This window comes from Halosolutus sp. DAT137 (assembly GCF_059736405.1).
This window is the reverse complement of sequence record NZ_JCAQID010000001.1, coordinates 191,319-209,287: the sequence shown is the minus strand read 5'-3', so window position 1 is coordinate 209,287 and position 17,969 is coordinate 191,319. Positions and strand designations below refer to the sequence as shown.

Below are 17,969 nucleotides of genomic sequence, written 5' to 3'. Positions count from 1 at the left end.
GATTTTACGTTGCCGCAGATTTTATACCTTCCCGACAGAAAATCGCGCAGATGAACCGGAGACCGCTACTCGCCGCACTCCCGACGGCAGCGATCGCGTTCAGCGGGTGTCTCGCAGACGAGCCCGAAGCACCCGGAACGGAGCAGACTCGCGACGACGAGGATGACGATAGCGACGAGGATGACGAAGAAATGGAAAACGAAACGACAACCAACGGGGATTCAGAGCGGGCGGCCGTGGAGTCCGTCGTCTCACAGTTCGACGGCGAACCCGCTCGGCCGGAGTGTGAGAAAGAAGAGGAGACGATCGAAATCGAGTACGACGGGGAGTCTCGAACCTACGAGACGGCGGAGACGACGCCGTATCCCGAACCGCCCGCGGCGTTCGCTACGGACGAGATAGTCGAGTACGTCGACGCCTTCGAGCGATCGTACGTGACCCACGACGTGCTCTGTGACAGGTCCGGGTCGGATCACATCCTCAGGGTTGCCAATCACGTTCGGGACAGGGAGACGATCGACTGGTACGACGAGATCACGATCGTCTTCTTGCTCCGGGCGGCGGGGGCCACCTCGGGCGTCAGCAGCGACGGGGCGGTCTGGGAGGCTGACATCGGATTCAGCGGCGTCGTGTACGCCGTCGACGAAACCGGCGTCGCCCGGGTGAAATACGACGACGCGCGGACGGCCGAACGGGACGAACTCGAAGACGAGGCACCGAACCCGCTCGAGGACGGCGAACTGGTAGCCACCTTCGAATAGCAGCCCGCGTCGTTTTCGCGAGTCGATCCTCGCGTCGTCCTCTGCAAGTCGTACCTCGCGTCGCCCGCTGGGAGTCACACCCCGCGCCCCTTCACGAGGACTGGCGTTCGGACTCCCGGACCGCACCGGTCCCCGATCGATCGAGTCCCGCCAGATCGATCTCACCGCCGGCCATCGGGACGCCGTCGTAGGGGTCCGCGTCCAGCAAGAGCGACCCGTCGAGGTCGGCGTAATCGAGCAGCGGCGCGAGATGGCAGGCCGCCGCGATCGAGGCGTTGGACTCGGTCATGCAGCCACACATCACCTCGAGGCCGTGAGCGCGTGCGGTGTGGATCATCCGCGTGGCCTCCCGCAGGCCGCCACACTTCATGAGTTTCAGGTTCGCGATATCACAGCGATCCGCGATCTGCGGAATGTCGGGCAGCGTGATGCAGGATTCGTCGGCGGCGATCGGCAGCGCCGACCGTTCGTAGACGTACCGAAGCCCCTCCGAATTCTCGGCCGGGACGGGCTGTTCGACGAAGGCGAGATCGAACTCCGCGAGCCGATCGATTTTTTCGACCGCTTCGCGGGGCGTCCAGGCCTCGTTCGCGTCGACGAACAGGCGCACGTCGGGCGCGGCCGAGCGGATCGTGTCGACGATTTCGACGTCCCGATCGGTACCGAGTTTGACTTTTACCGTACTGAAGCCGCGATCGAGGGCCGTCTCGGTCTTCTCGCGCATCGTCTCGGTGTCGTCCAGACCGATCGTGTATGACGTTTCGAGCGAGTCCGCCGGGTCGAGCCCCCAGTACCGGTACAGCGGCACGTCGAGACGTTTCGTCACGAGATCGTGCAGGGCGATGCTAACGGCACAGCGGGCCGCCGGATTTCCGCGGACGGTTTCGCGCATTCGTCGCTCGATCCGATCGAGCTGGTGGGGGTCGCCCACGTCCTCGACGACGGCGAACAGGTCCGGGAGCACGGCCGCGACCGTGTCGACGGTTTCGCCGTAGTGGGACGAGGGTGCAGCGCCGCCGACGCCAACCGTCCCGTCGCTGTCTTCGATCCGGACGGTGACCACTTCGGTCTCGGTCGCCGTCCCGCGGGCGATCGTGAACGGGAATTCGAGCGGGAGCGTGCACCGTTCGAAGACGGTCTCGAGCGCCATGGTCATTCGAGCAGCGTCTCGAGCAGGTCGTCGGTCTCGAACCGGATGGGGTCCGTCGCCGGCGCATCGATCGCGGTTGCGTACTCGTCGACGGCCTCGCGAGCCGCTTCGTCGCCCTCGACGTCGGCAGTGTTGAGCGCGCCGGCGACGACCGGCGCGTCAGCGACGGGTTCCGAGAGGTTCTCGTAGAGGTCGACGTAGGTCGGAAGCGACGGCAGCGGGAACGATTCGTAGCCGTGGATCGCCTCCCGGCCGGCGACGTGACAGAGCACCAGTTTGTCGGGCATCGAACCGTGGAGAATCCCGCAGGTGACCGCCGAGTAGGCGGGGTGGACGATACTGCCCTGACCCTCGACGAAGAGGTAGTCGTGCTCGTCGCCCTTCTCGAGGATCATCTCTTCGACCGCGCCCGCGGTGAAGTCCGAGACGACCCGATCGATCGGGTTCCCCCACCCCTCGATCATGATGCCGGTCTGGCCGGTCGGGATCACGGCAGCGTCGTAGCCCGCCTCGCGGGCGTCGCGGGCGAGTTTCATCGAGACGGTCATCTTGCCGACCGAGCAGTCGGTGCCGACGGTGAGGATGACCTCCGCGTCGACCTCGCCGGCGATTCCCTCCGCGACCGTCAGGTCGTCGCGCGGCTTGCGGACGTCCCGAAGTTCGCAGTCGTGGGCGGCCGCGAGGCTCGCGAACTCCTCGTCCTCGGCCAGGAAGTAGTGCAGCCCCGAGATGACGTCACAGCCGGATTCGATCGCCGTCCGAACATCGTCGCGCCAGCTTTCGTCGAAGCCGCCGCCGATCGGGGCGATGCCGATCAGCAGAGCGTCGATCGCCGCCGTGTCGAGATCGTCCATGCCGGCGACGATCGGAGCGTCCTGTACGTCGGGGACGAACTCCGAGACGCGACGGCCGGCGGTGTCGCGATCGAGCACGGCGACGGCCTCGTAGTCAGCGTAGCGAAGCACCCCGAGGGCCGTCTTGGCCCGGTCGGGGAATTTTTCGTGTGCGAGAATTGCAACGCGCATACCGGGATCTAAACGGGCGGTAACTTATATAATATCGAGACAGCCGCGTCGTGAGAGTCCGTCTCGAGATTCGTGATGGCACGTCACGATCGACCCGATCGACGGCGTTCGTTCGCCGGTCGGTACGTATTTGATACCGGCGCGAAAATGTCGATAGCGATGAACGATGACGACCTCCGCCGCGAGGTCGCCGCCCTCCGCGAGGACATCGAGACGCTCGAGCGCCGGCTCCGGTCGATCGAGCGATCGATCGACGGCGAGGCTGACGGAGCCGAAACACTCGACGGGCCCGAGACGCCCGCCGGAGCCGAAACACCCGACGAAACCGAACCGCCCGACGGGGCCGAGCTACCCAACGGGACCGAGACGGACGGTGATGAACAGCCGGGCACAGCCCCCGTCAACATCGACGATTCGACCGACGTGAGCGCCGGCAGTGCGGAGCCGGACGCCGGTCGCGACTGGGAACGAACCGTCGGCATCCGCTGGCTCGGCCTCGTCGGCGCGCTCGCGCTCGTCGTCGGGGTCGTGTTCTTCGTCCGACTCGCGATCGAGCAGGGGCTGCTCGGCCCACTCGGACGGGTGGCCGCCGGTACGATCGGTGGATTGGTGCTGTTCGCGGGCGGCCGGTACGCCGCCACCCGACAGGGGTACGTCCGCTGGGGGCGCACCGCCGCGGGCGCGGGGCTCGCGATCACCTACTTCAGCCTCTATGCGGCCTACGGCTTCGAGAGCTACCGGACGGCGATCGGGACGCCGCTGTGGGCGGTTCTCGTCGGGCTGACGCTGCTCGTGGCCGCCACCGCTGTCGTCTCCGTCCGCGATGGCGCTCCCCTCGTCGTCGGTGAGGCGTTTCTCCTGGGCTACGTTACGGCCTCGTTGAGCACGGACGCCGCGACGCTCATCGTGACGCCGGTGTACGTCCTGTTGCTCGCCGGCGGACTCGTCGCGATCGCGACGGTTCGCCCCTGGAGCAGACTCCTCGTCTCGAGTACGTTCGCCACCTACGGGGTGCTGGCGCTGTGGATCGTCGATCTCGACCCCCCGACGGCGGCGATCGGACTCGCGGGGGGCTGTGCGCTCGTGATCTACCTCGTCGGCGGGTACGTGATCCGACGGAGCGATCGCGCCGACGAGCGATCGGTTCGCGTCCACCTCGTCGTCCTCACCGCCGTCGCCGCCGTCGGGGCGGCGGTCCTGCTCGAACTGGCGACACGGAACGCCCTCTCCGGGGTGGACGGTGCGGGTTTCGGGACGATCGCCGTCGCCGTCGTCCTCGCGGCGGCGTTCGCGATCGTCGATCGCCGGCCGGTCTGGCGCGAACACGCCGCCGCCGCCGGTTCGGTGATCTTACTCGCCGCTGGACTCGCGATGGCGACCGATCCGTTCGCGTCGACCGTCGCCATGCTCGCAGTCATCTGTGGTGGCGTCGTTCTCGCCAGACGAGCCGACGTCCCGGCCCTCCGAGCCGGCGTCCACGTCCTCGCCGGCGCGCTCGTCGTGAAACTGCTCGTCGTCGACGCGACCGCGCTGTCGGCGTTCGACGCCGGCGATCCGGCGGCGACGCTCACCGGTCGCCCCGTCTCGTTCTCGCTCGCGATCGGCGTCTTCTTCGCCCTCGCGTGGCGGTTGTCGACCGCCGACTCGTCGCTGAGGGCGATCGAGCGCGATCGCCGGCTGCCGGTAGCCGGCCTCTACGCCGGCGCGGGGACGGTCCTCGCGATGGTCGCGTTCGCACTCGAACTGTCGGGGGTCGGAATTTCGGTCGCGTGGGCGCTGTTCGGACTCGCGTTGCTCGGCATCGGGTTCGCCACGGGAACCCGAGGGAGTCGACTGCTCGGCGTCGGCGTGCTCGGCGTGACGACAGCGAAGGTGTTCCTGTTCGACACGAGCGACCTCGATACCGTCGCGCGCACGCTTTCGTTTCTCGTCCTCGGGGCCGTGTTGCTCGCCGCCTCCTACGGCTACGCCCGGTTGCAGGGCGGGACGGTCCTCGATCTCGAGTTCGGTGAGCGAGAGGACGAGTGACGTCGATCGCGAGTTCGGTGAGCGAGTAGACGAATTACGACGATCGCGAGTGACGATCGGTATCGGCCGAAGCGAGACGGAGACGGAGCGCTGAAAGCCGAGATTACAACACGCGCAACTCCGTCGTCCAGAACGATCGATGCGCGTCCGCAAGTGCCGGTTCCGGCTTGCCAGTCGCGTCGACCGCCGCCGTCGCGTCCGGGTCGAGGCTCGCCTCCGCTGCGAGCGTCGCGACGACGCCGCGTTGACCGACGAGAAAGACGCGATCGGCGTCGAATTCCGCCAGCGCCTCCCGACAGCGATCGAGGTGGTCGTCGATCTGCCCGTCCCGGATTCGCTCGAACCGGGCCTGCGAGAAGCCGCCTTTCGAGTGGCTCCCCTTGACGTCGCTCTCGAAGCCGCGGTAGTCGACGCGCTCGCCGTCCTCGTAGACGCCGAGTGCGAACAGGTCGGCCCGGACGAGCGCGAGCGCGTACCGGCCCGTCGGCAGGAACCACTCCCGATCGAGGACGAACCGATCGTCCCAGGTCGGGTCGCAGTCGGGCCGGACGGGTGGGTCGAGCGTCACCGAGACGAGGCCTGCGTCGTCGACACAACACAGGCAGGGCGCGGCGTCGTCGAGGAGCGCGATTCGATCGCCCAGGACGGGTTCGAGGTCGTCTCGAACGGGGTCGGGAACGCCGTCTTCGAAAACCGCAGTGAACGCCGCCTCCGGGCCGGTCCGGAACGACGAGAGCCTGTCCAGAACGGCCGCGAGTCGATCGCCGCGCAGTTGCTCGCGACGGCGGACCGTCGGGCCGGCGCTATCGGCGTCGACCCGATCGAGTTCGCCTTCGAGTTGGGCGATGCGATCTTCAAGCCGATTTATCTCCTCCTCGGCGTCCTGTCTGGCCGTCGTGGCGTCGGCTCGACGCTCCCGTTCGGCCTCGTATCGCTTTCGCAATCGATCGTTTTCGTCTTCCAACTCGTCGATGCGCGCTTTCAGCGAGGCGCGGCCGAGCAACTCGTCGAGCATCTGGCGAAACCAGCGGAGCGCGACTACTTTTAGGTTCCGGCGTCGGGATACTCGTCGTCGAAATCGGGCCGTGGCGACCCACCGACGAACTCGAGTAACTGACGGGCGCGCTCGCGGCGGGCGAGCAACACCTCCTGAAGCGACGGCGGGTTCCGAATCTTCGTTTCATCGAGCATCGACTCGGGAAGGGCCAGCGTGTTCGTCGGGACGGCATCGTCGCCGTGGACCGGGAAGTGGTGTGACTCGAGTTTCATCACGAGGGGCGCGTCGAGCCGTTCGACCCCCTCTCCGGTGGCGTACACCTCCCGGTTGATCCGTTCGTGCTGTTCGTAGTCCATGAGTGCGTGGTCGCCCTCGATCGGGGTCACGTAGAGGCGCCCGAGATAGTAGCTGCGCGAAAACACCTCGAACATGGTAGCTAGTAGCACGGTCCGAGTTGGTATAGTTGTTGGCAGACAGAGTTACATCGTCGTGCTATCAGCGAACTATCCAGAGCGATCGTCGCCCCGGCTTCGGGTCCGCTACCGTGAGCGGAGAAATGCGGATGGGATCTGCACAGAGACGAGGGTGTTATAGAACTGTTCACAAGGCGGTTATTTTTCACCGTGACACTGGATAAACGCGCTGGTAAGTAGATATGCGTATTTAACAGAGGCGTCCATCAGAAACTTCAAACATTTGTAAATAATGCGTCAAAACATGCCCTCCCGCCGGATCGTCATTGGGTCACTTGGAGCTGCCGCACTGAGCGGACTCGGTGCTTGGCTGTGGCTCTCCCGCAACGGGATACGTCCAAGAGAAATCAATCGAGGCAAGATACCGAACGGAGAACCAATTGTACAGCGAATCTGTTATTACCGTTACTCTCAGCAATCCACCCGGTTCTGACTCCCCTCAAATAAACCGGCTACACGATGATTGGCAGGAACGGTTTGAGTCCCCTACCGCTCCAGTCGTTTCTGAATCGTTGCATAATGAACTCCAACACGCCTACGAAGAGGTGCGCTATGTAGTCGGAATTTGTAGCCCATCATGGGGTGAGAATACGCAAGCGACAGGCTGTTACAATGCGAGTGTCGGTAGAGAGAACTTCAACCGCGTCCAAGTCCACGACCGCGTGACCAGCTCTAAAACCAGCGCTGGGTTCTCAATACACAGCGTTGACGGAAAGTGGTCGTTCGATGAATCGTGACCGGTAGACTCCCTGTACGTATCGTCCCAGACCCAGTGTGACAACAGTTCTATGACACCCTAAGAGACGACAATCCATATCAGCAAATGACGGAGGCTGAACGTTTTGTAAACGCTCAAACCGTCTCTCGGGCGTCGATCGACGGAATTGAACGGTTCGAACGAAGGTCCGCCTTTTTAGGATGTTGAACGGTACGGATGGCTAATGAGTTCGAGACGGGCGGTCGTCGGTCTCGTGTTGGTTGCCATCGTCGGCCTCGCGATCGCCCCCGTGGCGAGCGGGGCGGTCGCTGGCGTCGTCAGCAACGACGAGTCAGCCGAGGGCGAATCGGCTGCGGACGAGGCGGCGAACACGACGGTATCGACGTTCATGCAGACGAGTTCGGCGGATGCAGAACACGCGGTCGAGTCGGGGATGTTCGAGGCCGCCTACGAGAACGCCGACAACGAGAGCCGGGCCGAAATCGTCGGGGATCGAACCGACGACCTCGAGACCACGCTCGCCACCCTCGAGGACGAGCACGCCGAGCTTCGGGACCGGAAAGACGAGCTATCGACCGGCGAGTACCGCTCCCGAATGGCCAAACTAACCGTCGAGATCGCCGCACTCGATCGATCGGTCAACCAGACCAGAGAGCGAGCCACGGAGACCGGAGTCGACGAGAGGCGACTCGAGACGCTTCAGCAGAACGCCTCAGACCTCGCCGGCCCGGAGGTCGCGGCGATCGCACGGGGACTCGCCGGCCACGAGCGGGTTCCGGGACAGGGACCACCCGACGAACGCGGTCCGGGATCAGCAACCGGCGCGGCGAATCAATCGGCAGCGAGCGAGGGTGCGACCCACCCCTCGCCCACCCAGCCGACGAACGACGCTCCCGGAAACGAGTCCAGCACTGCCGGTCAAAAGGGCCACCCGGATGACGTGGCCTCGAAAGCCAACGGCGGTTCCGCCGCCGAACGGCCGGGTTCCGGCGGAGAAGACGGCGACGAGCCACAGGACGATACCGACGACGAGAACTGAGCGAAGATCGATCGCGCCAAGGAGCCACTTCGAGTACCGAAAGGCGTAGCGAACGCACCCGGTTCCCGTGCGATGCCGCTTCAGAAACGGCGACACAGGGTGCAGTACGCAAGGCCGACGGTACAGCGAGAAGACACGCTTTTCACCGCTGACCCCTTACGGTCGGGCGATGGACTCCGCCGCGTTGCTCGATTTGCTCGGGAACGAAAATCGGAGACGAATTCTGCGATTGCTCTCCCGGAAACCCTGTTATGTGACTGAGATTTCTGACTATCTCGGCGTGAGTCCCAAGGCGGTCATCGAACACCTCCGGAAACTCGAGGAGGCGGGGCTGATCGAGAGTCGCGTCGACGACCAGCGGCGGAAGTATTTCCACATCGCGAGAAACGTCAGACTCGAGGTAAACGTCTCGCCGTACGGCTACGCGAGCAAGAGCGCCTACCCCTCGAACAGCAGTTTCGATATCACGACTTGCAGACACCTCTCGCTGGACGTCTCGTGGGACGAGACGGACGGTCTCGACGACCTGCTCGTTGCACTCGAGGACTTAGAACAGCTCGAAAACGAGCTCTCGCTGGCACAGCGGTGGGTTCAGGGACGACTCTGTGACGTGCTCGATCGAATCTCCGAACGCGTCGGCACCGGTCCCGAAAGCCGCATCTACGCCGACTTGCTCGGGAGTATTCGATCGGAACCCAAATCGGTCGACGAACTCAGCGCGGATATCGACGTTCCTCGCGAAGTCGTGACGGAACTCCTCGAAGTGATGGCCGACAACGGGGTCGTCCGACGAACCGAAAGCGGGTGGGAGCTGTCGACCGGCCTGCCCCTCGAAGCCGACGAGGACTGAACGGTACAGACGGAATTCGGAGCGACTGTCGAGGGATCTAGTGCCGTTTTCGACGAGCCGGTAGGCTGTGCCAGTTTGGCGCGCCGAGGGTATCACTCGATATCGGCCAGCAGCCCGTTTCGCAGATCGCGTCCGAAATAGTAGCCGATCACGCACGAAAGGAACCCGATCGTCGCCCCGACTGCGATGATCGTCCGCCCCGAGCCGGCGAGTGCGAGGAACGCGCGGTTTGCCAGCGCGGCGACCGCGCCGACGGAGACGCCCGCGGCGGTGAGTTCGAGATACCGGCGTCTCGACGCGAGCAGTCCGATCGCGAACGCGACCGTGAACATACCGACGATCCGACCGGCGATCGGAACGAGTAGATCGCCGGCGAACAGTCCGGCACCGATCGCGAGCACGAGCGCGAAAAACGCTTTCGGGGAAACGTACTCCCCGAGAGACCGGCCGGGCGTCAGTCGCGAGAGCCGAGAGCGACGCGAGTCACCGGTGTCGTCGCCCTCGGTTTCGATACTGGATGCGGGCATTGCATCCGCGTCCGACGATCGCCACCACGAATCGGTTGCTCCCCCGTCTTCCGGGGACGGACGGTCGCGGGCGCTCGATCGCTCCGAGGACGATCGATCCGTCTCGACCCCGGATCCCGACAGGAGGTCCTCCGTCTCCGCGAGTAGCTCCTCGGTTGAGCGGGCAGTACCCTCGCGGGTCTCGGTCACGTCCTCCGAGCGATCGCTCATGTCTGGACGTGAGGTGGGCCGTCGTCAAGGACCTTTCCCCGAGTCGAGGGCGGCCACAGCGTATAGGTGGCCGCGTCGCTCACTGCCGACATGGGCTGGTTCGCGACGGCGACGATGGGCGTGGCGATCGGCGGTGCCGGAGCGTTCGTGCTCGTGCTCGTGATGAATATCGAGCCTCAGCCGGAGTACCCGCGGTTGATGACCGACCTGTTGCGGCTGATCGGGGGCGCGATCGCGCTCTGTGCCGTCCTGATCGGGGCGGCCTTTTGCGTCGCTGCAGGCGTCGCGTACGCCGGATAACCGGCGAGTTCCACTGCGCGAACACCGGGATCGCCTTTTTTGACAGTCGGCATGGTACCCGTACCAGTGAGCACCGAGTTGATCGTCTTCGGCGTGTTCGCGATCCTGCTCGGAGTGGGGTTACTGTCCGCCGCACGTCGGCTCTATCCTCGTCTCGATTTGGCCGACGACGCGCTGTCGTCCGTGCGACTGTTGACGGCCGTGATCGCCGGCGTACTCCTGTTGACCGGGCTGGGGCTGGTACTCATCGGACTGTTCGGATGATTCGCCGCAACCGCGACAGTCGGCGGACTCGCCCCAGCGGCGTTGAAAGCGTGCCTTCAAGTCCACCGCTGTGCAACGCCCAGCCATGAACCCAGGCGACCGCGTCCGCGTCGATCGCGCGGACCGCACGTACGACGGCGTGTTGCTCCCCTCGAGTACGGACGATCACCTCGTCGTGAAACTCGACGGTGGGTACAACGTCGGCATCGATCGCGCCGAGGCCGACGTATCGGTGCTCGATCAAGACGTTTACGAGATCGATGCGAACGGCGACGACGGGAGCGGGTCGACCGTCGAGTTCGACGAGGACCTACCGACTATTTCGCTCATCTCGACCGGCGGGACGATCGCCTCGACCGTCGACTACCGAACCGGCGCGGTGACGGCGCAGTTCGACGCCGAGGACGTCCTGCGTGCGGTTCCGGACCTCGCTGGCCGGGCGAACTACCGCGGCCGGGTCGTCGCAAACATCCTCTCTGAGAACATGGAACCCCCGATCTGGCAGGCCCTCGCGACGGCCGTCTACGAGGAGATCGAGGCCGGCGCGGACGGCGTCGTCGTCATGCACGGCACCGACACGATGCAGTACTCCGCATCCGTGCTCTCGTTTATGCTCGAGACGCCCGTCCCGATCGTCTTTACAGGCTCACAGCGATCGGCCGATCGCCCGTCCTCGGACAACGTGATGAACGCCGTCTCGGCCGTCGAAGCCGCGAAAAGCGACTGTGCGGAGGTACTGGTCTGTATGCACGCTTCCGAGAGCGACACCGTCTGTGCGCTCCACCGTGGGACGCGCGTTCGGAAGAATCACACCTCCCGGCGTGACGCCTTCGAGACGATCGGCGCAAAGCCGCTGGGCGAAATCGACTACGAGAACGAGGAGATCGACTTCCGACGAGAGTACCAGGAACGCGGTGTGGCGGACCTCGCGATCGAACCCGAACTCGAACGCGACGTCGAACTTATCAAGTTCACGCCGGGAATGGACCCGGCATTTCTCGACGTCGTCGAGGGCAGCGAGGGCCTGATCATCGAGGGAACGGGACTCGGTCACGTTCACACGGACCTCATTCCGCGGATCGAAGACCTAATCGAGAGCGGGACCACTGTCGTCATGACGAGTCAGTGTCTGGAGGGCCGAGTGTGCGATCGCGTCTACGACACCGGCCGCGACCTGCTCGATGCGGGCGTCCTCGAAGCCGGTGACACCCTCCCCGGCACCGCGAAAGTGAAGCTGATGTGGGCGCTCGAACACGCCGACGACGTCGAGGAAGCGATGGGCACGTCGCTCGCCGGCGAACTGCAGGAACGGTCCGTCCCCTGGGAGTGACATCCTCCCCGTCGTAAACGACGGGCTTCCCGTACCGCAGGTTGGGATATTTGCCGGTCTACGACACGACTTGCTCTCTCGTCCGAAACGTCCCGCTCTCGCGGTCGAATAGACCGCGGCCAGGTCGGGATTCGCCGGGCAACCCACGACGATTAGATGCCGTCGCCTTCACGAGCGAGTTCTGGACCGGTCGAGTGTGGTCTGGCACGCGATCGCGGCCCGGCTTACTCGGTTGCCAGCCGCCCTAATCGCTCGAGACGCCGTTCCGGCTCCGTTGGTCGGTTCGTTACCCGCCGCTGACGGGCGGGAACAGCGCCAGTTCGTCTCCCGCTTCGAGTTCGGTTTCGAGCCCCTCCTCCTCGACGAGGACGTTCGTCCCGTTGCGAAGCACGTTGATCTGCGACCGAAGGTCGCCGTCGTCGTCGAGGACCCGCCCCTGTAGTTCGGGCGTGGTCGCGAGCAGTTCCTCGAACGCGTCACCGACGGTATCGCCGGCGTCGGTCTCGACGGTGACGTGCTTGGTACCCGCGCGTTCAGCGAGGTCGGCGAACAGTTTCCACTCCGTAGGCATAGATGGCGCTATCGGTGCCGAGGCCAAGTAGCTACCGCTCTACCCGGCCGCGGCCGGGATCGACGACGCCGTTTTCGCCGTCATCGCCGCTTTCGCCCCTCGAATTGGTCCGTCCCGCCTCGATCGAATTAGCCTCGAATCGTCGCAGGGCCTCCGGCCGAGCCAGCACGTAGGCGACGTCGCCGGCTTCGAGCGGCGTCTCAGCCGCCGGCAGCGCGATCGGCTCATCCCCGCGACCGATCGCGAGGACGAGCGCCGGCAGCGAGCCGACGGTCGCTCCCGCGAGTTCGCCGCCGGACTCGACCGAGAGCGTCGTCACCGTCTCGTCGGCGGCCCGGAGCAGGGACACGAGTTCGCGCTCCGCACCTGGATTGTCGGGAAGCGTGACGAGGCGGAACTCGTCGTCGGCATCGATCGCAGCCGCGCCTGAGGCGTCGACAGCGACCGTCACGACGTCCCCGGCCGTCCCCCGAAGTTCGCCGCGCGTGATCCGTCGGAACGAGTCGCCGTCGCGACGCCAGAGGCGGACGGCGTCACCGGGGCTGGCATCGACCGCCGGATCGCCACGGAGCGCAATGGCGACGGTTCCCGGTGCGAGCGTCGGCCCGATTCCGGCTGGCCGGCTGCCGAGTGCGAGGCGTTCGATCGTCCCGTCGTCGTCGAACGCCACGTCGACGTACCCGATTCCGTGGTCGCGTTGGAGTCGATCGACGAGTCGCCGCCGCAGGTCCTCGGCCTCGAGTCGCCGCGGGAAGTGAAACGCTTTCCCGGCGAGTTCCGCCTTGACGTCGGGATCGATCGGGTCGTAGTCCTTGACGTCCTCGATCTCGTCGGGGAGTTCGACGGTCACGACGCGACCCGCCGAGCGGACGTACTCGGTCACGTCGTCGATCGAGCGAGGCGTCGAAATGGCGAACACGTTTGCGGCGAAATGATCGCCGAGGCGTCGACCGCCATCGGCGGCGATGGCGCTGACGATGAACGTGAAGACGGTGTAGACCGCCGTCTCGGGATCGAGAAGCGGCGTCGTCCCGATGATCGCATCCTGCAGCGCCGTCTTCGTGTTCAGCCAGATCGCAACCGCGGAGACGCCGACCAGCACGGCGACACCTTCGGGAAGTTCTTCGGCGCTGTACCAGCGAAAGAGGGCCGCCGCGCCCCCTGCGGTCCCGGCCGCGAGGACGGCAAACCCGAGGAGACGGACGAGTACGTCGAGAACCACCTCCGGGGCGATCGACTGGAACGCGATCCCGATCATCGAGCGATCGCCTCCACGAACGCCTCGGTAACGCGTTCCGGTCCTGCGACGAACACCTCGTCGCCCGCCGCCAGCGAGCGCTCGATTCCCGGTGCGAACACCCAGCCGTGTCGTCGACCGGCAGTCTCGCTGCCCTGTCGTCGCACCGCGAGGATCGTCACGTCTTCCGAGGAGGGGGCGTCGTTCCCGCCAGCGGTCCCGACCGTGACGCGACGGATCGCGTACCCCGCCTGTTTAACCAACGCGAAGGCCTCGAACTCCCGGTTCGTGCCGCGAGATCGAACGATGAGCCGCGGTTCGGCAGTCTCGAGCAGCGGTTCGACGTCTCTTCGCATCACGGCGATAGTGACGCGGCCGACGCCACCCGCGCTGGCTCTGGACGTCCCGATCTGCGGGGCTACAGTCGGCTCGTCTTCGCCGCCGTCGGTAAGTGGTCCCCGCTCCGATCCCACTGCGTCGACATCCTCGGCTGCGGCCGTGTCGTCGACGTCGGTACTGACACTCAGGACCGTCGCCCGGATCGATCGATCGGGCGTCCGAACGGCTACCTCGTCGCCGCGGTCCAGTCCCGTCGGGACCAGCGTCGAAAGCGAGACCGCCCGTTTCCCGATCGGCACGCGCCGCGAGAGCGACCCGGAAGGCGGTGCAGCCAGGATCGTCGCTCGCCCCTGTTCGTCGATCGTGACGTCGACGTCCGCGAGGTCGTGATCGGTCCGGAGTCGCTCCTCGAGCCGGACCGCGAGTTCCGACAGCGGAAGGTCGGCGGGGAGCCGCCACGACCCCGTTTTGAGCGTCTCGCGGAGGGGGTTCGGCAGCGGCGGATAGCCTTCCATATCCCGGATCTCCCCGGTGGGTCGGACCGTGACCTGCCCGACCGTCCCGACGAGTTCGACGACATCGGCGGAAAGCGTTCGCTGGCGAAGACTGGTCAGCGAGAGATGCCGAGGTATGTCGGCACCCAGTTTGTCGCCCTGATTGTGGGCATAGAGTGCCAGCATGAGAACGACCAACACTGCGACGAGCAATCGCGGCGATTGGGCGATCGTGGGTTCGACGAGACCGAGCAGTCCGCCCTGAACGCTGGCGATCGACAGTGCGAGGACGACGACACCGAAGCCGGGTAGCGTGACGCCGGTAAAATACCGGACGAGGAACCCGAGCGAGCCGGCGACGAACGCCGGAACGATGCCGGTCAACAATCCGAGGTAGAGTCCGAGCAGTATCTCGACCGGAAGCGTCATTGTCGGTGCCTGTACCGGCATCGTTAAACCAGTACCGACCGGCGGCGACAGCAACCAGTGACCCTGACAGCCACGGGTGCCGATAACACGGTTACGGCTACAATCGTCCGTGATCCGCTCTGTCATCTGCGATCCGCTCTGTCGTCCGCGATCGGAAAGCAGCTTCTAGCCGTTCCAAGAGCCGATTCCGGACGATACGTCGATACTTAAAGCCGGGTGGCGATCGTCGGCGACGGTCCGCTCTCATTTGCAGTCCATCCGGCGTCGGCCGAGACGGAGACGTTTATCTGATACCATCTCGGACCGTCTGTATGGTCGGTGAAGCGGTGTTTGAACGGTTGCCGGACAACTGGAAACGGATCGTGACGGTCCGAGCGACCATCTGGCTCGCGCTGGCCGTCGCGTTACTTTCGGTCGCGACCGGTGTCTTCAACATCGGCCAGGAGACGGTCGAATACGGGTTGCTGGCTGGGTCCGTCCCAGAAGTGGTCCAGCGGACGGTCGGCTTCACCGGAGCGCTGACCGGGTTTTTAATGGTTGGGAGCGCCCTCGCGTTGCGCCGCGGACTGCGTGCCGGCTGGTACGCGACGCTGTTGCTCCTGCCGGTGACTGCGATCCAGGGACTGTTACAGGTGAGCCGGTACTCGCTGCCGCTCGTCGCCCTCTCGCTCGTCTCGATTCCGTTTCTCCTGTTTACGCGAAAGCGCTTCGATCAGACCCTGTCGCTTACCACGACGCAACTGGCGGCCGGCGGCGCGCTCGTCGGCGTCCAGGCCTACGGCACCTTCGGGGCGTACGCCCTCCGAGAAGAGTTCGACGGCATCGAAAACATCCTCGACGCGTTCTACTTTACGCTGATCACCTCGAGCACCGTCGGCTACGGCGATATCGGGCCGGAAACCCCCGAGACGATCCTGTTTACCATGTCGGTCGTCGTCCTCGGCGTCGCCAGCTTCGGTATCGCTATCGGCGCGCTCGTCGGTCCCGCGATCCAGACCAGAATCTCGAAAACGCTCGGAAAGATGACAGACTCACAGCTCGAACTCCTCGAGGACCACATCATCGTCCTCGGCTACGGCGAACTGACGGAACCGATCGTCGACGAACTCGCGCGCAGCGACCAGCAGTTCGTCGTCGTAACGAAAGACCGCGATGCAGCGGCGGACCTCACCGATCGGGACATCCCCGTTGTCACGGGCGATCCGAGCGACGAAGAGCCGCTTCAGCGGGCGAAAATCGATCGAACGAAGGCGATCGTCGTCGCGACGAACCACGACGCCGAAGATGCACTCGCAATCCTCACCGCCCACCAGCTCGCGCCCGACGCCCGAATCGTCGCCGCGGCGACCGATCGCGAAAACTCGGCGAAACTCGAGCGGGCGGGCGCGGACGCGGTCATCAGCCCCTCGGTCCTCGGCGGTCACCTGCTGGTTCGGTCGGCGCTCGGCAGCGATGAGACGGAACTGGTCGATCGGATTATGGCCGAAAAGTAACCCGAGCACCCAGCCGTCGTCGAGTATCCGTCCGAGAGGTGGGCGGAACCGTTCGATCTGTTCTCCCCCGGTAACTGGTCGGTGGACTTATAAATTTGATATGAGAAGCGTCGATAATGACACCACGAGAGAGGGTTCGCCGCCGGACGTTCCTCAAGGTGGCGGGGACGACCACCGCTGTCGCCGCGATCGCCGGCTGCTCAGACGACGGAGAAGATCGACTGACCACCGACGGCGACACCGACGACAGAGACGAGACGGACGATACCGAACCCAGCGACAACGGCGACGAAACGGACGGTACTGGAACCGACGACGCAGACGAACCAGATGGCTCAGCGGAACCGGACGACGATGCGGAAGCGGCGGACGGCCCCGTCGTCATCGGATTCGACCCCACGGCAGTGGAGTACGAATCCGAAATCGTCGCGAGGCTGCAAGCGGCCGGGGCCGACGGCATCGAGATCGAACTCCTGTCGAGCGACTTCGACGTCAACGAACGACGAGACAGCTACAGGAATTTGCTCCGGGCTGAGAACTCGGAGCCCGATCTGTTGCTCGTCGACAGCCCGTGGGTGAACGACTTTCGCCAGCAGGGGCTGCTCGCGAATCTCACCGAGGAACTCGATTCGGGGACGCTAACGGCGGTCGACGACGATTACTTCGACGCTGCAGCACGGATGGGACAAGGTCCCGGCGGCGATCGCTACAGCGTCCCGCTGTTCGTCGACGTGCCGACGATGCAGTATCGCAAGGACTACGCCAGGCAGGCCGGCTACGGCGAGTCCGATTTCGACGCGTGGGCGACCGACCCGATGACGTGGAACGAGTGGGCGGAGGTTACCGACGAGATCGCCGCCGCCTCGGACGCGACGTACGGCTTCGCCACGCAGTGGGACGTTTACGAGGGAACCGCCTGCTGTACCTGGCACGAACTCTTGACCTCCTTCGGCGGCGCGTACTTCGGCGGGATCGACTACCTGTTCGGCCCCGTCGGCGATCGGCCCGTGACGATCGACGATTCGGTGTTCGTCGAGGCCTTGCGGATGATGCGAACGCTCGTCGCGGACGAACACGATGCGAACACCCTCGACGCGTATCCGACCGGACTCGCATCGCCGGCGATCACCAGCTGGATGGAAGAGGATGCCCGAATGGCCATCCTCAACGGCGACGTGGTCATGCAACGCAACTGGCCGTACGCGATCCGGTTGAACGCCGATGACGACTCACAGTCACTCGGCGTCGACAACTACGGCGCGATGCCGATGCCCTACGCCGTCTCACCGTCGGATGCGAGGTATCCCGGAACCGGCGGATCGACCGGCGCACTCGGCAGTTGGGACCTCGTGCTCAACCCGAACTCGAACCGGAAACGAAAGGCCCTTCAGGTGCTCCGCGCCGCCATGAGCGACCAGTTTCAGCTCACGATGCTCGATCTCGTCGGGTGGCTGCCGTCGAAACCGCAACTGTACCAGACATCGGAGGCACGCGCCGTCGAACCGATCGGCAACTACCTCGACACGCTCCGCGTCGCCGGCGAGAACGCCCTGCCGCGCCCGGAAACGCGGATCTGGCCCGATCAGTCCGAAGCGATCGCGGCGGAAGTCAACGCGGCCGTCGTCGGCGAGAAGTCCCCCGCAGCAGCGGCCAGCGATCTCCAGGCAGCGATCGAGGACACCGAACGGTGAGCTGACGGCCGTGATTCCGGTGACGGCCGACGAGAACGGAGTC

Annotated in this window: 17 protein-coding genes; 9 read left to right on the top strand and 8 right to left on the bottom strand. The window is 65.1% G+C overall.

Annotated features, from left to right (window positions below; all coding sequences use genetic code 11):
- Positions 1 to 50 precede the first annotated feature (50 nt).
- Entirely contained in the window at positions 51 to 761 is a 711-nt protein-coding gene (locus AC6I6L_RS01020; RefSeq protein WP_497915853.1) for a hypothetical protein, read from the top strand.
- A 91-nt stretch (positions 762 to 852) separates the two neighbouring features.
- Here the strand turns inward: AC6I6L_RS01020 and AC6I6L_RS01015 are convergent, their stop codons facing one another.
- Both AC6I6L_RS01015 and AC6I6L_RS01010 read right to left on the bottom strand, forming a co-directional pair.
- Entirely contained in the window at positions 853 to 1,911 is a 1,059-nt protein-coding gene (locus AC6I6L_RS01015) for a dipeptide epimerase (RefSeq protein ID WP_497916823.1), read from the bottom strand.
- A gap of 2 nt (positions 1,912 to 1,913) precedes the next feature.
- The gene (locus AC6I6L_RS01010) at positions 1,914 to 2,936 is read right to left on the bottom strand and encodes an N-acetyltransferase DgcN family protein (RefSeq protein WP_497915852.1); all 1,023 of its coding nucleotides are present in this window, start codon (positions 2,934 to 2,936) and stop codon (positions 1,914 to 1,916) included.
- Positions 2,937 to 3,095: 159 nt separating this feature from the next.
- On the opposite strand from AC6I6L_RS01010, the gene AC6I6L_RS01005 reads away from it, so the two are divergent.
- Positions 3,096 to 4,964: a DUF2339 domain-containing protein gene (locus AC6I6L_RS01005; protein ID WP_497915851.1), complete on the top strand. Its 1,869-nt coding sequence runs from the start codon at positions 3,096 to 3,098 to the stop codon at positions 4,962 to 4,964.
- A gap of 103 nt (positions 4,965 to 5,067) precedes the next feature.
- Here AC6I6L_RS01005 and AC6I6L_RS01000 read toward each other — a convergent pair whose 3' ends face one another.
- Positions 5,068 to 5,979: a Vms1/Ankzf1 family peptidyl-tRNA hydrolase gene (locus tag AC6I6L_RS01000; RefSeq protein WP_497915850.1), complete on the bottom strand. Its 912-nt coding sequence runs from the start codon at positions 5,977 to 5,979 to the stop codon at positions 5,068 to 5,070.
- A 29-nt stretch (positions 5,980 to 6,008) separates the two neighbouring features.
- The gene (locus AC6I6L_RS00995; protein ID WP_497915849.1) at positions 6,009 to 6,392 is read right to left on the bottom strand and encodes a DUF5802 family protein; all 384 of its coding nucleotides are present in this window, start codon (positions 6,390 to 6,392) and stop codon (positions 6,009 to 6,011) included.
- A gap of 983 nt (positions 6,393 to 7,375) precedes the next feature.
- Here AC6I6L_RS00995 and AC6I6L_RS00990 point away from each other — a divergent pair.
- Entirely contained in the window at positions 7,376 to 8,191 is an 816-nt protein-coding gene (locus AC6I6L_RS00990) for a hypothetical protein (RefSeq protein ID WP_497915848.1), read from the top strand.
- 169 nt (positions 8,192 to 8,360) lie between these two features.
- Complete coding sequence (locus AC6I6L_RS00985) at positions 8,361 to 9,041, top strand: ArsR family transcriptional regulator (RefSeq protein ID WP_497915847.1); 681 nt, start codon at positions 8,361 to 8,363, stop codon at positions 9,039 to 9,041.
- 92 nt (positions 9,042 to 9,133) lie between these two features.
- Here AC6I6L_RS00985 and AC6I6L_RS00980 read toward each other — a convergent pair whose 3' ends face one another.
- Complete coding sequence (locus AC6I6L_RS00980) at positions 9,134 to 9,778, bottom strand: DUF8526 domain-containing protein (protein WP_497915846.1); 645 nt, start codon at positions 9,776 to 9,778, stop codon at positions 9,134 to 9,136.
- 66 nt (positions 9,779 to 9,844) lie between these two features.
- On the opposite strand from AC6I6L_RS00980, the gene AC6I6L_RS00975 reads away from it, so the two are divergent.
- From AC6I6L_RS00975 to gatD, 3 genes are all read left to right on the top strand, one after another.
- Entirely contained in the window at positions 9,845 to 10,078 is a 234-nt protein-coding gene (locus AC6I6L_RS00975; protein ID WP_497915845.1) for a hypothetical protein, read from the top strand.
- Between the two features lie 51 nt (positions 10,079 to 10,129).
- Positions 10,130 to 10,342 carry a hypothetical protein gene (locus AC6I6L_RS00970; protein ID WP_497915844.1) on the top strand — a complete coding sequence of 71 codons (213 nt, stop codon included), beginning with the start codon at positions 10,130 to 10,132 and terminating at the stop codon, positions 10,340 to 10,342.
- 85 nt (positions 10,343 to 10,427) lie between these two features.
- The gene (gatD, locus tag AC6I6L_RS00965; RefSeq protein ID WP_497915843.1) at positions 10,428 to 11,672 is read left to right on the top strand and encodes a Glu-tRNA(Gln) amidotransferase subunit GatD; all 1,245 of its coding nucleotides are present in this window, start codon (positions 10,428 to 10,430) and stop codon (positions 11,670 to 11,672) included.
- Between the two features lie 286 nt (positions 11,673 to 11,958).
- Here gatD and AC6I6L_RS00960 read toward each other — a convergent pair whose 3' ends face one another.
- The 3 genes from AC6I6L_RS00960 to AC6I6L_RS00950 are packed head-to-tail and all read right to left on the bottom strand — an operon-like array spanning position 11,959 to position 14,742.
- Complete coding sequence (locus AC6I6L_RS00960) at positions 11,959 to 12,243, bottom strand: ubiquitin-like small modifier protein 1 (protein ID WP_497915842.1); 285 nt, start codon at positions 12,241 to 12,243, stop codon at positions 11,959 to 11,961.
- 31 nt (positions 12,244 to 12,274) lie between these two features.
- Positions 12,275 to 13,501 carry a cation:proton antiporter regulatory subunit gene (locus AC6I6L_RS00955; protein WP_497915841.1) on the bottom strand — a complete coding sequence of 409 codons (1,227 nt, stop codon included), beginning with the start codon at positions 13,499 to 13,501 and terminating at the stop codon, positions 12,275 to 12,277.
- Positions 13,498 to 14,742, bottom strand: a complete 1,245-nt coding sequence (locus AC6I6L_RS00950; protein ID WP_497915840.1) for a DUF8167 domain-containing protein — start codon at positions 14,740 to 14,742, stop codon at positions 13,498 to 13,500. The genes AC6I6L_RS00955 and AC6I6L_RS00950 overlap by 4 nt, the downstream gene beginning before the upstream one ends.
- A 311-nt stretch (positions 14,743 to 15,053) precedes the next feature.
- Here AC6I6L_RS00950 and AC6I6L_RS00945 point away from each other — a divergent pair, with 311 nt between their 5' ends.
- Together AC6I6L_RS00945 and AC6I6L_RS00940 are read left to right on the top strand one after the other, a co-directional pair.
- The gene (locus AC6I6L_RS00945) at positions 15,054 to 16,235 is read left to right on the top strand and encodes an NAD-binding protein (protein WP_497915839.1); all 1,182 of its coding nucleotides are present in this window, start codon (positions 15,054 to 15,056) and stop codon (positions 16,233 to 16,235) included.
- Positions 16,236 to 16,351: 116 nt separating this feature from the next.
- Positions 16,352 to 17,926 (top strand): extracellular solute-binding protein, encoded by a 1,575-nt coding sequence (locus AC6I6L_RS00940; protein ID WP_497915838.1) that lies wholly within the window; start codon positions 16,352 to 16,354, stop codon positions 17,924 to 17,926.
- Positions 17,927 to 17,969: the final 43 nt, after the last annotated feature.

What these genes read in the sequence shown, in the direction of transcription:
- AC6I6L_RS01020 (WP_497915853.1), top strand. Translation starts at nt 51, where the DNA reads ATGAACCGGAGACCGCTACTCGCCGCACTCCCGACGGCAGCGATCGCG.
- AC6I6L_RS01015 (WP_497916823.1), bottom strand. Translation starts at nt 1,911, where the DNA reads ATGGCGCTCGAGACCGTCTTCGAACGGTGCACGCTCCCGCTCGAATTC.
- AC6I6L_RS01010 (WP_497915852.1), bottom strand. Translation starts at nt 2,936, where the DNA reads ATGCGCGTTGCAATTCTCGCACACGAAAAATTCCCCGACCGGGCCAAG.
- AC6I6L_RS01005 (WP_497915851.1), top strand. Translation starts at nt 3,096, where the DNA reads ATGAACGATGACGACCTCCGCCGCGAGGTCGCCGCCCTCCGCGAGGAC.
- AC6I6L_RS01000 (WP_497915850.1), bottom strand. Translation starts at nt 5,979, where the DNA reads ATGCTCGACGAGTTGCTCGGCCGCGCCTCGCTGAAAGCGCGCATCGAC.
- AC6I6L_RS00995 (WP_497915849.1), bottom strand. Translation starts at nt 6,392, where the DNA reads ATGTTCGAGGTGTTTTCGCGCAGCTACTATCTCGGGCGCCTCTACGTG.
- AC6I6L_RS00990 (WP_497915848.1), top strand. Translation starts at nt 7,376, where the DNA reads ATGAGTTCGAGACGGGCGGTCGTCGGTCTCGTGTTGGTTGCCATCGTC.
- AC6I6L_RS00985 (WP_497915847.1), top strand. Translation starts at nt 8,361, where the DNA reads ATGGACTCCGCCGCGTTGCTCGATTTGCTCGGGAACGAAAATCGGAGA.
- AC6I6L_RS00980 (WP_497915846.1), bottom strand. Translation starts at nt 9,778, where the DNA reads ATGAGCGATCGCTCGGAGGACGTGACCGAGACCCGCGAGGGTACTGCC.
- AC6I6L_RS00970 (WP_497915844.1), top strand. Translation starts at nt 10,130, where the DNA reads ATGGTACCCGTACCAGTGAGCACCGAGTTGATCGTCTTCGGCGTGTTC.
- gatD (WP_497915843.1), top strand. Translation starts at nt 10,428, where the DNA reads ATGAACCCAGGCGACCGCGTCCGCGTCGATCGCGCGGACCGCACGTAC.
- AC6I6L_RS00960 (WP_497915842.1), bottom strand. Translation starts at nt 12,243, where the DNA reads ATGCCTACGGAGTGGAAACTGTTCGCCGACCTCGCTGAACGCGCGGGT.
- AC6I6L_RS00955 (WP_497915841.1), bottom strand. Translation starts at nt 13,501, where the DNA reads ATGATCGGGATCGCGTTCCAGTCGATCGCCCCGGAGGTGGTTCTCGAC.
- AC6I6L_RS00950 (WP_497915840.1), bottom strand. Translation starts at nt 14,742, where the DNA reads ATGACGCTTCCGGTCGAGATACTGCTCGGACTCTACCTCGGATTGTTG.
- AC6I6L_RS00945 (WP_497915839.1), top strand. Translation starts at nt 15,054, where the DNA reads ATGGTCGGTGAAGCGGTGTTTGAACGGTTGCCGGACAACTGGAAACGG.
- AC6I6L_RS00940 (WP_497915838.1), top strand. Translation starts at nt 16,352, where the DNA reads ATGACACCACGAGAGAGGGTTCGCCGCCGGACGTTCCTCAAGGTGGCG.